The 13,197-nt window shown below is 73.4% G+C and carries 13 protein-coding genes and 1 riboswitch; of the genes, 7 read left to right on the plus strand and 6 right to left on the minus strand.

Annotated features, from left to right (window positions below; genetic code table 11):
* Positions 1-346 precede the first annotated feature (346 nt).
* Positions 347-521: riboswitch (cyclic di-AMP (ydaO/yuaA leader) on the plus strand.
* A gap of 2 nt (positions 522-523) precedes the next feature.
* Together ACWGN5_RS10005 and ACWGN5_RS10010 are read left to right on the plus strand one after the other, a co-directional pair.
* Positions 524-1,468 carry a M23 family metallopeptidase gene (locus ACWGN5_RS10005; protein WP_453513082.1) on the plus strand — a complete coding sequence of 315 codons (945 nt, stop codon included), beginning with the start codon at positions 524-526 and terminating at the stop codon, positions 1,466-1,468.
* 163 nt (positions 1,469-1,631) lie between these two features.
* Complete coding sequence (locus ACWGN5_RS10010; RefSeq protein WP_453513085.1) at positions 1,632-2,426, plus strand: SGNH/GDSL hydrolase family protein; 795 nt, start codon at positions 1,632-1,634, stop codon at positions 2,424-2,426.
* Here the strand turns inward: ACWGN5_RS10010 and ACWGN5_RS10015 are convergent.
* The 5 genes from ACWGN5_RS10015 to ACWGN5_RS10035 are packed head-to-tail and all read right to left on the minus strand — an operon-like array spanning position 2,413 to position 7,635.
* A complete protein-coding gene (locus ACWGN5_RS10015) occupies positions 2,413-3,276 on the minus strand; it encodes an STM4011 family radical SAM protein (protein ID WP_453513086.1) in 864 nt (287 codons plus the stop codon). The genes ACWGN5_RS10010 and ACWGN5_RS10015 overlap by 14 nt on opposite strands.
* A gap of 9 nt (positions 3,277-3,285) precedes the next feature.
* On the minus strand, positions 3,286-4,617 hold the full coding sequence (locus tag ACWGN5_RS10020) for an STM4012 family radical SAM protein (RefSeq protein ID WP_453513088.1): 1,332 nt from the start codon (positions 4,615-4,617) through the stop codon (positions 3,286-3,288).
* Positions 4,614-5,444 carry an STM4013/SEN3800 family hydrolase gene (locus tag ACWGN5_RS10025; RefSeq protein WP_453513156.1) on the minus strand — a complete coding sequence of 277 codons (831 nt, stop codon included), beginning with the start codon at positions 5,442-5,444 and terminating at the stop codon, positions 4,614-4,616. Before ACWGN5_RS10025 ends, ACWGN5_RS10020 begins: the two co-directional genes overlap by 4 nt.
* 11 nt (positions 5,445-5,455) lie before the next feature.
* Positions 5,456-6,616, minus strand: a complete 1,161-nt coding sequence (locus tag ACWGN5_RS10030) for an STM4014 family protein (protein WP_453513159.1) — start codon at positions 6,614-6,616, stop codon at positions 5,456-5,458.
* Between the two features lie 59 nt (positions 6,617-6,675).
* Positions 6,676-7,635, minus strand: a complete 960-nt coding sequence (locus ACWGN5_RS10035) for an STM4015 family protein (protein WP_453513091.1) — start codon at positions 7,633-7,635, stop codon at positions 6,676-6,678.
* A gap of 167 nt (positions 7,636-7,802) precedes the next feature.
* Between ACWGN5_RS10035 and ACWGN5_RS10040 the strand changes: the two genes are divergently transcribed.
* The 3 genes from ACWGN5_RS10040 (at position 7,803) to ACWGN5_RS10050 (ending at position 10,074) form a co-directional block, all read left to right on the plus strand.
* Complete coding sequence (locus ACWGN5_RS10040; protein ID WP_453513093.1) at positions 7,803-8,129, plus strand: hypothetical protein; 327 nt, start codon at positions 7,803-7,805, stop codon at positions 8,127-8,129.
* A gap of 25 nt (positions 8,130-8,154) precedes the next feature.
* Entirely contained in the window at positions 8,155-9,171 is a 1,017-nt protein-coding gene (locus ACWGN5_RS10045; protein ID WP_453513095.1) for a DUF6745 domain-containing protein, read from the plus strand.
* A 123-nt stretch (positions 9,172-9,294) separates the two neighbouring features.
* Positions 9,295-10,074: an SIMPL domain-containing protein gene (locus ACWGN5_RS10050; RefSeq protein WP_453513097.1), complete on the plus strand. Its 780-nt coding sequence runs from the start codon at positions 9,295-9,297 to the stop codon at positions 10,072-10,074.
* 32 nt (positions 10,075-10,106) lie between these two features.
* Here ACWGN5_RS10050 and ACWGN5_RS10055 read toward each other — a convergent pair whose 3' ends face one another.
* Positions 10,107-10,781: a TetR/AcrR family transcriptional regulator gene (locus ACWGN5_RS10055; RefSeq protein WP_453513100.1), complete on the minus strand. Its 675-nt coding sequence runs from the start codon at positions 10,779-10,781 to the stop codon at positions 10,107-10,109.
* 210 nt (positions 10,782-10,991) lie between these two features.
* Here ACWGN5_RS10055 and ACWGN5_RS10060 point away from each other — a divergent pair, with 210 nt between their 5' ends.
* A complete protein-coding gene (locus ACWGN5_RS10060; protein WP_453513103.1) occupies positions 10,992-12,194 on the plus strand; it encodes an MBL fold metallo-hydrolase in 1,203 nt (400 codons plus the stop codon).
* Between the two features lie 337 nt (positions 12,195-12,531).
* Positions 12,532-13,194 carry a hydrolase gene (locus ACWGN5_RS10065; protein WP_453513105.1) on the plus strand — a complete coding sequence of 221 codons (663 nt, stop codon included), beginning with the start codon at positions 12,532-12,534 and terminating at the stop codon, positions 13,192-13,194.
* Positions 13,195-13,197 lie beyond the last annotated feature (3 nt).

Consider the following 13,197-nt stretch of genomic DNA (forward strand, 5'->3'; position numbering starts at 1 on the left):
TGTTCTGTAGATCGATTCCTGGGGCAATCATCTCGGGTGAGGGCCGGAACACGCACCCCCTCGGACGGGAATGGGTGATCTGTCCGTATTGAGGAGTTCGGTATAACCCGCCCCGGTTGCAGGGGAGATGGGGATCGGCGCGTGAGGAGCGTCATAACCGTGACGGACCGTGCCTGATCGTCTTTTCCAATTTCCCCCCGGGAAAAGGAGATCGAGGGACCGTCATCCACGGAGGGTGACCGGAATTCCGGCCGGATATCACGCGAACCGGGAGCACTTGAAAACCGTGGCTTGTTCACGCCGCCCCCCTCGTCTAGCGTCGCGCTCACTCCGGTCGGACCGCCGAATCCTGCCACCGCCCGGAATCCGCACTCACCCGTAGAAGGCAGGAGCGGGGGACCCAGGTAAGTACGCCGATCCCTCGAAGAAGGACGGCTCGGGGTGAAGTCGCGTGAGAACGCGGCCGGACATCTCCAGTCCGAACCCGACAGCTCACCTCGCAGGCGACGGAGAGGAATTCGCCATGCCCGCGAAGGGTAAGCACCGCCGCCCCAAGGTCAACCGTCTGACCCGGGGCATCGCCGCCGCCGGCACCGGCGGCGCCGTCGTCGCCCTCCCGCTCCTCGGAGCCACCGGCGCCCACGCCGCCGAGCAGGCCGCCCCGGCCGCCGCCCCCGCCCACGCCGTCGCCCAGACGAAGGCCGCCCCTGCCGCCCAGGCGAAGGCCGCGCCGAAGACGTACTCCGTGGTCCGCGGCGACTACCTGTCGAAGATCGCCGCCGAGCACCACCTCGTCGGCGGCTGGCAGAAGCTGTACCAGGACAACCGCCAGGTCATCGGCGAGAACCCCTCGCTGATCCTCCCCGGCATGAAGCTCACCCTCGGCGCCAAGAGCACCGCGAAGGCCCACCCGAAGAAGGCCACGCACGAGAGCACGCAGGGCTCCGGCAAGAACGGCGACACCCAGCGCGCCTCCCGCGGCAGCGAGCGCTCCTCGGCCCCCGCCGCCGCGACCTCCACCTCCTCTTCGTCGTCCTCCTCGTCGGCCGGTACGACCTCCTCCTCTGGCTGGTTCGCCCCCGTCAGCGGCGGCGTCTCCACCCCGTACCGCGCCTCGGGCGCGATGTGGTCCTCCGGCTACCACACCGGTGTCGACTTCATCGCCTCCACCGGCACCAGCGTCATCGCCGTCGGCCCCGGCACGGTCTACTCCGCGGGCAACGGCGGCGCGTATGGCAACCAGGTCGTCATCCAGCACGCCGACGGCACCTTCTCGCAGTACGCCCACCTCTCCTCGATCTCCGTCTCCGCCGGCGAGACCGTCCGCGGCGGCCAGCAGATCGGCCTCTCCGGCTCGACCGGCAACTCCTCCGGCCCGCACCTGCACTTCGAGATGCGCACCGGCCCGGAGTACGGCTCCGACGTCGACCCGCTGGCCGCCCTGCGGTCGCACGGCGTGAGCATCTGACACCGCGTCAAGAAGCCTTCGTCATCCGGAAGCCCGGCACACACGTGCCGGGCTTCCGGCGTATTCCGGCTTGGCGGAATCTTTATCGGTGGCATATGTCACCCGGCGTCAACCCCTCCTTACGGTCGCGTAGGTCACACGCGAAGGGGAAAAATGTGCTCCCGTGGCAGACGATTCGAGATCAACAGACAAGAACGCATTCGGGTCGTACGCGGCGATCGGTGACAGCTTCACCGAGGGCGTCGGAGACCCCGGGCCCGACGGGACGTACGTCGGCTGGGCGGACCGCTTCGCGGTCCTGCTCGCCGACCAGCTGCCGGAGCACGACGACTTCCGCTACGCCAACCTGGCCGTACGCGGGCGCCTTCTCGACCAGATCGTGGCGGAACAGGTCCCCCGGGCGAAGGAACTCGCCCCCGACCTGGTGACCTTCTGCGCGGGCGGCAACGACATCATCCGCCCCGGGACGGACCCCGACGACGTGGCCGAGCGCTTCGAGCGCGCCGTCGCCGACCTCAGCTCCGCCGTCGGCACCGTCATGGTGACCACCGGCTTCGACACCCGCGACGTGACGCTCCTCAAGCACCTGCGCGGCAAGATCGCCACGTACAACGGGCACGTCCGGGCCATCGCGGACCGCTACGACTGCCCGGTCCTCGACCTGTGGTCGCTGAAGTCCGTCCAGGACCGCCGGGCCTGGGACGACGACCGGCTGCACCTGTCGCCCGAGGGACACACCCGCGTCGCCCTGCGCGCCGCCCAGGTCCTCGGCATGCCGGTGCCCGCCGACCCCGACCAGCCCTGGCCGCCGGTCCCGGCGCGCGGCACGCTCGAGGTGCGCCGCGACGACATCCACTGGGCCAGGGAGTACCTGGTGCCGTGGATCGGGCGCCGGCTGCGCGGCGAGAGCTCCGGCGACCACGTCGAGGCCAAGCGCCCCGACCTCATGCCCCTGTAGCGGGCGGTACGGCGGCGGGGATCCGCTCCAGGACCCCGCCGGCGAACACGTCGTACAGCGGCAGCGTCTCCAGGTGGACGTACCCGATGTGGCAGTCGCAGACGGCGAGGGGGCAGGCGCGGGGACGCAGGGCGGCACGGTACGAGCCGTCGTACAGGTTCCCCAGCTCGGCCCTGACGAAGTGGCAGCGCCGCACCGTCCCCTCGCCGTCCACCGAGATCACCGACTCGCCGGTGCGGCAGGGCAGCCCCGCCGAGCGGTGCGGATGCCGGCTGTACGGGAACAGCGGGTCGAGCTCCGTCCAGCCCGCGGCCTCCGCGTCGGTGTACGTGTGCCCCTCCGCCGCGTTCGCCCAGAGGTAGACGTGCGGCGGCAGCGCGGCCCGCAGCCGGCGTGCCTCCTCCCGGTGCTCGGGAAGGCCGACCACGCCGACGCTGTAGCGGACGCCTCGATCCGCGAGCTCCCGGCACTTCGTGAGGAACCGCTCGTACGGGGTCTGCCCCGGGTGGTACGTGCACCAGAGCGCCACGCTCTCCGGGTCCGCCTCGGCCAGCCACTCCGTCCGGCAGCTCAGATTGGTCTGGATCGCCACCCGCTCCACCTGCGGAAGCCGCGACAGCTCGACCAGCGCCCGCCGGTACCAGGAGCGGACCAGGCCCTCGCCCCACGGGGTGAAGAGGATCCGCAGCCGGTCGCCCGTCTGCGCCGCCGCCCAGCCGGTGAACCGTTCGAGCGCCGCCCGGTCCGCGCGCAGCTGCTCCCGGCTGTCCCGGCGCTTGGCGAAGGGACAGTACGGGCAGTCGAAGTCGCAGGAGGAGAGCGGGCCCCGGTAGAGCAGGGTGAGATCCACGGCCGCCCCCTACTTCGCCTCGTACGCGGCCATCGCGGCCGCCACGGCGGGGGAGAACAGCTCGGGGCCCAGCCCGTCCGAGTACGCGAGTCCCTCGGGCGACAGCCGCAGCAGCCCGGCCGGGGCGTCCGCCAGCCAGCCGTACTCCTCGAAGCGGGCGAGCTCCGGGCCGAAGTCCGCGAACGGCGAGGACCCGAACCGCTCCTCGTACCCGGCGACCGGCATGCCCTCGGCCTGGAGCAGCGACTGGAGGAGATGACGGCGACGGGCCTCGTCCCCGTCCACCTCGTATCCGTGCTGGGCGCGGGAGAAGTCCTCCGTCTCCGTGTACGCGTCGATGATCGAGCGGATCTCCCGCATGTCGACGGCGTAGTCGAAGGAGTAGTGCAGGGCCGAGGTGTACGAGCGGGCGCCGCAGCCCAGGCCGATCATGCCGTCCGTCTGGCAGGCGTAGTCGTCCGGCCCCGCGGGACCGGCGTCCCTGCGGCGGAACATCCGCATCGACACCTGCTCGTAGCCGTGCGCGAGGAGATGATCCCGGCCGTACCGGTAGAGGCGCAGCCGCTGCTCGTCCCACTCCCGGTCGGCGGCCGCCGGGTCCTGGAGCCGGCCGAGACCGGTCAGCGGGCGCACGTACAGCGGATAGAGGTACAGCTCCTCGGGCTGCCAGGCGAGGGCCGCGTCGAGCGAGACCCGCCAGGACCGCTCGGTCTGGCCGTCGATGCCGTAGATCAGGTCGATGTTGAGGACCGGAACGCCCGTGTCCCGGATCCGGCCGAGCGCCGCCTCGACGTCCGCGCGGTGCTGCGGCCGGACCGCGGCCCTCGCCTCGGCCTCCACGAAGCTCTGCACGCCGATGCTGAGCCGGGTCGCGCCCCGGTCAGCGAGCAGCGCCAGCCGGTCGGCGGTCGCCGTCGCCGGTGAGGTCTCCACGGAGAGCGGCACCGCGCGCAGGTCCACGCCCATCCGCTTCTCGGCGATGTCGCAGAGCCGCTCCAGCTCGGCGGCGGTGAGGAAGGTGGGCGTCCCGCCGCCGAACGCGGCCGTCGCGAACCGCACCGGTGCCGCGTCGCCGAGGGCCTCGCGGACGGCGGTGGCCTGGCGGTCGAGGGCGTCGAGATAGCGGGTGGTCAGCTCGTCCGGGGCGCCGATCCGGGTGAAGAGGTTGCAGAAGCCGCAGCGGACCTCGCAGAACGGTATGTGCGCGTAGAGCGAGAGAGCGTCCTTCGGCTCGTCGGCCCAGAGAGCGGCCAGCTCCGGACGCTCGGGGAGCACGCGGTAGGCCGTCTTGTGCGGGTAGGCGTAGACGTAGCTGCGGTACGGGCGGGGGCTGTGGGTCATGCCGCGACCTCGCCCTCGGCGCCCGGGGGTCCTGGTAGGACGAACTGTGCGTACGGCACGGTCCACACGACGTCGTGGCCGAGCCGGTGGCCGGTGAAGCCGTCCTCGCCGTACGCCGTGCCGTGGTCGGAGCAGACGATCGCGAAACAGGGGCGGCGGCTGCTCATCGCGGCGAACAGCCGCCCGATGTGCCGGTCGACGTACTCCAGGGCGGCCGCGTGGGTCTCCCGGGAGTCGCCGGCCTCGCGGGTCGCCCCCGGCAGATGGAACCAGTTGGGCTGGTGCAGCGCCGACACGTTGACGAAGAGGAAGAGGCGCTCCTCCCGGGGGAGGCCGGCGACGACCTCCTCGGCGCACGCGACCTGGGACTCGAAGGAGGACGGGGAGGCGACGCCGAAGGACGGCTCCCAGTGGCTCTCCTGGAACAGGTCCGGGAGCACCGAGCCTAGGGGCGGCCGCTTGTTGAAGAAGCCGACCCCGCCGACGCAGACCGTCCGGTAGCCCTCCCGTGCCAGGGCGGACACGAAGTCGGGGGTGTCGTGGACCCAGGTGCCGTCGGCGGTCGACTCGCTGCCCGCGAAACGGGCCGCGAACAGCCGGGGGTGAGGCCCCTGCGACGCCGGGGTCGGCAGGAAGCCGGCGAAGATCGCCTGGTGGGAGGCGTACGTGAAGCTGCCGGGCGCGTGCCGCCGCTCCCAGACCCCGCCGGGGAGATGGCGCGCCAGGTTCGGGATGCGGCCCTCGGCCGCGAGCTCGGCCGCCACGTCGTACCGGAGGGTGTCGAGGGTGACCAGGAGCAGATCGTGGCTGCCGACGATCGCGTTCATGTCGGGCTGGTTCACGTGGTGCTCGTTCCTGTGGTGCTGGTTTCGTCGGGGTACGGGAACTGTGCCGCGACCTGGGCACCGTACGTGTCGAGCCCCTCGGCGCCGCTGCCGGGCAGGCCCGTGAGGCCGGGCAGCAGATCGCCGAAGGCGTTCACCTCGCCCACGGCGAACCGGCGCCAGCCGCTCGCGGGCAGCAGATCGACGCCCACGCACCGGGTGCCGGGGAAGGCGGCCGCCGCCCGCTCGCAGACCCCGAGGGCGTCCGCCCAGCTGCCGCCGGCCGCGGCGATCGACGCCCGCGCGGCGGCCAGATCGCCCCGGGCGCCGCCCAGGTGCAGATTGGTCATGGGGGAGCGGCTGGTGCGGAGCACGGCGTGGGTGGCGCGCCCGTCGATCACCACCACCCGCAGGTCGGCGGCCCGGCCGTCCTGCGTGGCCTTCGGCAGCCAGCGCTCGACGTGCAGGCCGTCGGGGGCGAGGGCGTCCACGATCGCGGCGACCTCACGCTCGCTCGTGTAGCGCCGTACCCGCAGGGAGTTGAAGAGCAGGCCGTCGGCTCCGCGCTCCACGGAGGTGGTGGCCTGGACGCGGCCCGCGCCGTTCGTCTCCAGAGCCAGGACCCCCGAGGCGGAGGAGCCGTGCGCGAGCTTCACGAACACCCGGCGCATACCGCTCTCGGCGGTCAACGCCCTGACGTCCGCCCAGCCGCGTATCTCCGCGGCGCCGGGGCCCGAGGTCGGCGACTCGGGCACCGGGACTCCGGCCGCCCTCAGCCGGCCGTGGCTCAGCCGCTTGTCGAACAGGACCGCGAGCTCGGACGGATCGTCGACGAGGACGGCGCCCGCCTCGGCGACGGAGCGGGCCAGGTCCGCCACGGCGGCGGTGAACCGCCCGTACCAGCGGCCGGTGCCCTCGACCCGGGCCGGATCCTCGATCCCGCGCAGCAGCCGGTCGGCCTCCGGGTCCTCGCCGGGGGAATCGAGCCGCACGGTCTCGCCCGCCGCGAACCGCGCCCGGCCCCGGAGCACGTCCGGCCACGACACCGCCCGCGCCTCGGGCAGCCCGGCGGCCCGCAGCGCGTCCTGGAAGAACGCGACACGGCGGCTGGCCGGATCACCGACGACGACGAGACGCGGGCTTCGACGGCCGCCCGTCGGGTCGCCGGTGGCCATGAGGCGCGGCTGTCGGGAGTCCGCCCGATCGCCGGAGCCCACGAGGCGCGGGACGGAGGTCATTCGGCGACCGCGACGTAGCGCCAGACGTCCCCGTCGCCGTCGTCCTCCGCCACCTGCGCGTCACTGAGGTCGACGGTCACGCCGTGCGGGACGAGCGCGGCGCGGACGCGCTCGCACATGGCCTCCGACAGGTAGTGGTGGGAGAGGTCGAGGTGGGTGAGATGGGTCAGCGGCTGCCCGTCGAGGAGGGCCGCCGCGCCCTCGTCGGTGAGCACGCCCATGGAGAGGTCGAGCCGCTCGATCCGGGCGACGATGGGCGCGCCCGCGACGGCGGCGGCCACGGCGTCCTGGATCACGCTGTCGCACAGGCCCAGGTCGCGCAGGGCGGGGAACGCCGTGCCGGCGAGCAGCGGCGCCAGGTCGTCCGTCGTGCTGTCGCCGCCGTACTCGTCGGTGCCGAGCCAGAGTTCCAGCTTCTCCAGGGCGGGCAGGTCGCTGCCGACGATGCCGCGCACGACCTCGGCGCGCAGGCCGCCGGTCTGGACGACCAGGGTCCGCAGACCCGTGTGCCGGATCGAGGGGAAGGCCAGCTCCGAGCCACCGCGCACCCCGAACTCCGTGAGGGCCGGGTAGGCGGCGAGCAGCGGCGTCACGTCGGACTGGATGATCCAGGAGATCTCGCAGTCCTCGCCCGTCATGTCGCCGAGGAAGACCGCCTCCAGGGCCGTCAGCCGGTTGTTGGCGCCGATCAGCGCGGTGACGATGTCGGCGGACGAGTTCTCGTAGGCCTCGTCCCAGCCGCCGACGACCAGCGCGCGCACCCGTCCCGTGTCGACCGTCTTCAGGAACCGCTCGAACTGCGGCCCCCACAGCTCGTCTCCGGGATCCGAGTACGTCGGCGCGGAGATCCGCCAGGCGACCGTGTCCGTCGCGGGCAGCTCGACCTGTGCGTCCGCGCCCGGGAAGTCGAACACGGGCAGGCCGTGGAATTCCTGCAGGTAGGTGCCAACGGTCATGGCGGTGCTCCAGACAACGGTCGGGGTGGGTCGGGCTGATGGAGAGAGTTCTACCAAGCCGCACCGACAACGCCCTTCGCCGGGTGGGTTCCGGACCGATTGTCAGTGCCGGGCCCTAGCGTCGTTCTCGTGTTCGGCCGCCCGTGCCGGACGGGGAGGGGAGAGCCATGTACCGGCAGGGAGACGTGCTGATCGCGCCCGTCGCGGAGACCGCGGTTCCGGAGCGGGTGAAGGCGGCGGCGGGGGAGCCGAGGGACGCCCGGGGCCGCCTGCTCCTCGCCCTCGGCGAGGTCACCGGGCACGCCCACGCGATCCCCGGCCCCGGGCGGCTCGTGCGGGAACCGGGACCGCTGGGCCCGCTCCTGCTCGAACTGCCCGAGGGCGGGCGGGTGGTGCACGAGGAGCACGCGCCGATACCGCTGCCCAAGGGCTGGTACCGGGTGGTGCGGCAGCGGGAGTACGTGCCCGGGGCGTACCGGATCGTGGCGGACTGACGTCCGCCGGAGAGAAGTGAAGGACATGGGGGAGAACGAGATGAACCGCACCACCACCGCGGACACGTGGCGGGCCGTCGCCGCCGCCACCGGGCCCGCCGACCGCGCCGCCGCCGAGGCCGGCGTCCGGCTCGCGTACCGCACGGCCGGCCTCGCCGAGCCGGAGCGCGTCCTCTGGGCGGACTCGCCGCTCGCGGCCGTCACGCTCGTACGGGGCCTGGCGGACCCGGGCCGTTCTGTACGGGACGAGGTGCGCACCCGGCCGTGGGCCGAGGAGCGCCGCCGCCTCCACGACGTGCTCGGACCGGCCGGCTGGGCGGCGCACTGGCAGGCGACCGGGGCACAGCTCTGGGACCTGACGCGGAGCCTCGCGGACCGGATACGGGCGGGCGTGACGGAAGCGGCGGGCGCCGACGCGGCCGGCGTGCGGCTGCTGCTCCTCGACGCCGTCCTCGGGCAGCACGACGCGGCCTGGCTCGCCGCCTTCGACGGACAAGGCACCCGGCTCGCGGGACTCACCACCGTCGCCGGGCACGCCGGCTGGTGGTGGCCCTACGAGAACGCCGTCGTGATCTGCGAGAGGCCCGTCGAGCTCCACCGGGACGAGGCCGGCCGGCTCGACCGGGGCGACGGCCCCGCGCTCGCCTTCGCCGACGGGTTCGCCCTCCACGCCTGGCGGGGCATGCCGGTGCCCGCCGAGTTCCTCGCCGGTCTCGCCGACCTCACCCCCGAGCGGATACGCGAGGAGGAGAACGCCGAACTGCGGCGCGTGATGCTGGAGTACTACGGCTACGACCGCTACCTCGCCGTCTCCGGCGCCCGGCACGAGCACAGCGACGAGACGGGCGTCCTCTGGCGGATCGCACTCGCCGACGACGAGGACGTGGTGATGGTCGAGGTCGTGAACTCCACGCCCGAACCGGACGGCACCCACCGGACGTACTGGCTGCGGGTGCCGCCCACGACCAGGACCGCGCGCGAGGGCGTCGCCTGGACGTTCGGGCTCCGGCCCGAGGAGTACGAGCCGCTCGTCCAGACCTAGCGCACGGTTGGTGCGGAGAGGTGAAGGGAGCCGCCGGTCAGGAGTGGCGCGCGGGAGGCGGCGGCGCCGGGTGCTGGGATGTGCCCGCCGGAGCCCCGGCAGCCACCCCCGAAGGGACCGCCTGTGACATTCCGCCGGCCCAGCGCCGCCCGCACCGCCCGTCTCCTCGCCGCCACCGCCGTGCTCGGCGGCCTCCTCACCGGCACCGCGGCCCCCGCCCTGGCCGCCGCGCCCGAGCGGACCGCCCTCCGTACCGCCCCGGAACCGGCCGCCGCCACGACCACGGCCACGGTCACCGTCACGGGCAACGGGCGCGCGTCCGCCGCGCCCGACCTGGCGATCCTGTCCGTCGGGGTCGAGGCCACCCGCCCGACGGCGAAGGAGGCGATGGCGGCGCAGACCACCGCGGCCGAGGCGCTCCTCGACGTCCTGCACAAGCAGGGGATCGCCGACCGGGACATCCGTACCGACAACCTCTCGCTGGCCCCGGTCTACGCCCAGAACACCGCCGGGGACAGCAAGGTGACCGGCTATCAGGCGGGCCAGTCCTTCTCGGTGAAGGTCCGCGACCTGGACAGGACCGGCCAGGTCATCGGCGCCCTCAACGAGGCCACCGGCAACGCGGGCCGGGTCAACGGTGTCGTCTTCGACGTCGCCGACCCCTCGGCGCTGCGGGCGAAGGCCCGTGAGGCCGCCTACCGGGACGCGTACGACAAGGCCTCGCAGCACGCCCAGCTGAGCGGCCACCGGCTCGGCCGGCTGGTCTCCCTGAGCGAGGGCGAGTCGGTCCGCCCGGGCCCGGGCGCGGCCCCCACCCTGCCGGCGGACGAACCGACCGTGCCGCTGGCGCCCGGCGAGATCGAGGAGCAGGTCACGGTCTCGGCGGTCTACGAACTGATCTGACGGACCCGCCCGCCGACCGAGGGAGGGTCGGATCAGACCGACGGCACGCCGTCGCCGCCGGTCGCCGGGTTCCCGCCGTCTCCCGTCTCCCCGCCCACCTTCATCGGGGCGTCGGCCGGGAGATTCAGTTCTCGGCCGAGGGCCTCGTCCGCCCAGCGGAGCAGGGCGGCGCGGGAGAGGGAGCCGGCGTAGGCCGTCGTCTGTACGGCGAGGCCGTCGAGGAAGGCGGTGAGCCGCCAGGCCGCCGCGGCCGGATCCGCGCAGCGGAACTCCCCCGCGGCCGCCCCCTCCTCGATCACCCGGGCCAGCGCCGCCTTCCACTCCCGGTCGAGGGAGGCGGCGACCCGGCGCAGCTCGGGGTCGCGCAGCGAGACCGCCCAGCTCTCGATCCACAGCCGCCAGCCCTTGGCCTGGCCGGTGGGGGCGTACCAGCGGACGGCGGCCCGCAGCCGCCGCACCGCCGTGGAGCGGCGTTCGAGCAGCTGCCGCAGCCGGGCCAGGTCGGCCTCGGCGGCGTGCGCGAAGGCCGCGGCGACCAGCTGTTCCTTCGACGAGAAGTGGTAGAGCACGAGCGCGTTGCTCACCCCGAGCGCGGTGGCCACGTCGGAGATCCGGACGGCCGCGACGCCCCGCGCCTCGATCTGCTCGACGGCGGCCGTCAGCAGTTCGTCCCGCCGCTCGGCCACGCTCAACCGCACTCTCGCCACGCTCCGCAGCCTACACAGCACATGACAAGGGCATGATCATCAAGGGTCGCTGCGCGTGGCGGATCCGGCACCGGCCGTAGCGCTCGGCGGCGCGACCGGCAGCCGCTCCTCCACCGGCCCGCGCGCCCGCGGCGTACGGCCTGACGCCGCCCGGCCGTCTCCGTCGCGGGCCGCCCATAATGGAACGACCCCCAGAGATCAGGAGGTCCTGTGACCGGTACCGGCTCCGACCGTTCGCCGCGGGCCCGGCTGCGCGCGCTGCGCCCCGAGTCCTTCGGCGCGGAACCCACGGGCGAGCGTCTCGCCCGGATCCGCCGCTCGCCGAACTTCGCGGACGGGATCTTCCAGAACCCCGAACCGGCGCGACGCGGCCCCTCCGGGTCCACCGTCGAGTTCGCCAAGGTCTACTTCGAGAAGGAGGGACGCGCGCGCCGAGCCCCCACCGGCGCGATCCCCGTCCACCCCACCACCCTGGCCGACCTGGCCCGGCCGCCGGCCACCGGTCTGCGCCTGACCTGGATGGGGCACTCCGGCGTCCTCGCGGAGATCGACGGCCACCGGGTCCTCTTCGACCCGGTCTGGGGCGACCGCTGCTCCCCGTTCCCCTTCGCGGGCCCCAAGCGGCTCCACCCCGTGCCCGTGCCGCTCGCCGAGCTCGGCCCGGTCGACGTGGTCGTGATCTCGCACGACCACTACGACCACCTCGACCTGCCGACGATCAAGGCACTGGCCGGCACGGACACGGTCTTCGCGGTGCCGCTCGGCGTCGGCGCGCACCTGGAGCACTGGGGCGTGCCCGCGTCCCGGCTGCGCGAGCTCGACTGGAACGAGTCCACCGAGATCGGCGACCTGCGGCTCACGGCCACCCCGGCCCGGCACTTCTGCGGGCGGGGCCTGCGCAACAAGCAGCACACGCTCTGGGCGTCCTGGGTGGTGGCGGGACCGGCCCACCGGATCTTCCACAGCGGCGACACCGGCTACTTCTCCGGCTTCAAGGACATCGGCGCCGCCCATGGCCCCTTCGACGCCACGATGATCCAGATCGGCGCGTACTCGGAGTTCTGGACGGACATCCACATGACGCCCGCCGAGGGCGTCCGGACCCACCTCGACCTCCAGGGCGGCGCTCCGGGCGGGGTGCTGCTGCCGATCCACTGGGGCACGTTCAGCCTGGCTCCGCACGCGTGGGCGGAACCGGGCGAGTGGACGAGGGACGCGGCCGAGGAGGCCGGCCAGGCGGTGGCCTTCCCCCGCCCCGGCGAGCCCTTCGAACCTGCGGGGAAGCTGCCCGGCGAGTCCTGGTGGCAGGGCGTGTCCCTCCCGATCCCGCGCCCGTGGCGCGGCCCCAGGGGCGTCGAGGTCGCGACCGAGGACACGCGCAGCGACGACCTGGACCTCGCGGGCGACCGGTGAGCCAGGCCGCGCGGACGGCTGAACCGCGGACGGCTGAACCGCGGACCGCTGGACCGCGGACGGCTGGACCGCGGACCGCTGGACCGCGGACCGCTGGACCGCGGACGGCTGAACCGCGGGTCTGAACGCGGAAACGGTGGCGCGGCCGACGGCGCCGCGCCACCGTTCGGCACCCGACCCACCCGGACCGAAGTCGTACCGGACCGGGTGTGCGCTGTCGTGCCAAGTCCTGGGCACGGGGAGGAAAGTCGGTCCGTCGGAGTGGTCCTAGTTTTTCGGGTGTGCCGGGCCGCGAGGCGCGGACGGCACGGTTCCGACCGCTCCGAAAGGACCCCTCATGTTCGACATCGCCCAGGTGCAGGCTGCCCCGAGTGCGGATCTCCTGACGCCCGACAACGCCGTCATGCTCTTCGTGGACCACCAGCCGCAGATGTTCTTCGGCACCGGCAGCGGTGACCGTGCCGCGATCATCAACAGCACCGTGGGCCTCGCCAAGGCGGCCCGGGCGTTCGACGTGCCGGCCGTTCTGACCACGGTGGCCGCCGAGTCGTTCTCCGGGCCCCTGCTGCCGCAGCTCGCCGAGGTGTTCCCCAAGCACGAGGTCATCGACCGCACGACCATGAACGCCTGGGAGGACGAGGCGCTCGTGGCGGCGGTCAAGGCGACCGGGCGCAAGAAGATCGTCCTCTCCGGTCTGTGGACCGAGGTCTGCCTCGTGCTGCCCGCGCTCTCCGCCCTTGAGCAGGGCTACGAGGTGTACGTGGTCTCCGACGCCTCCGGCGGCGTCAGCCCGGCCGCCCACGAGCACGCCCTCCAGCGGATGATCGCCGCCGGCGCGGTGCCGGTGACCTGGGTGCAGGTGCTCCTGGAGCTGCAGCGCGACTGGGCGCGCCAGGAGACGTACGGCGCCGTCATGGAGATCGTCAAGGCCCACGCGGGCGCGTACGGCCTGGGCGTCGTGTACGCGCAGACCGTCATCGGCGCGCACGCGGCCGGCTGACCT

Source organism: Streptomyces sp. NPDC055815 (assembly GCF_053616475.1).

Bases quoted from the DNA above. Each gene is read 5' to 3' on its own strand.
- ACWGN5_RS10005 (WP_453513082.1), top strand. From the start codon at position 524: ATGCCCGCGAAGGGTAAGCACCGCCGCCCCAAGGTCAACCGTCTGACC.
- ACWGN5_RS10020 (WP_453513088.1), bottom strand. From the start codon at position 4,617: ATGACCCACAGCCCCCGCCCGTACCGCAGCTACGTCTACGCCTACCCG.
- ACWGN5_RS10025 (WP_453513156.1), bottom strand. From the start codon at position 5,444: ATGAACGCGATCGTCGGCAGCCACGATCTGCTCCTGGTCACCCTCGAC.
- ACWGN5_RS10030 (WP_453513159.1), bottom strand. From the start codon at position 6,616: ATGGCCACCGGCGACCCGACGGGCGGCCGTCGAAGCCCGCGTCTCGTC.
- ACWGN5_RS10035 (WP_453513091.1), bottom strand. From the start codon at position 7,635: ATGACCGTTGGCACCTACCTGCAGGAATTCCACGGCCTGCCCGTGTTC.
- ACWGN5_RS10040 (WP_453513093.1), top strand. From the start codon at position 7,803: ATGTACCGGCAGGGAGACGTGCTGATCGCGCCCGTCGCGGAGACCGCG.
- ACWGN5_RS10045 (WP_453513095.1), top strand. From the start codon at position 8,155: ATGGGGGAGAACGAGATGAACCGCACCACCACCGCGGACACGTGGCGG.
- ACWGN5_RS10065 (WP_453513105.1), top strand. From the start codon at position 12,532: ATGTTCGACATCGCCCAGGTGCAGGCTGCCCCGAGTGCGGATCTCCTG.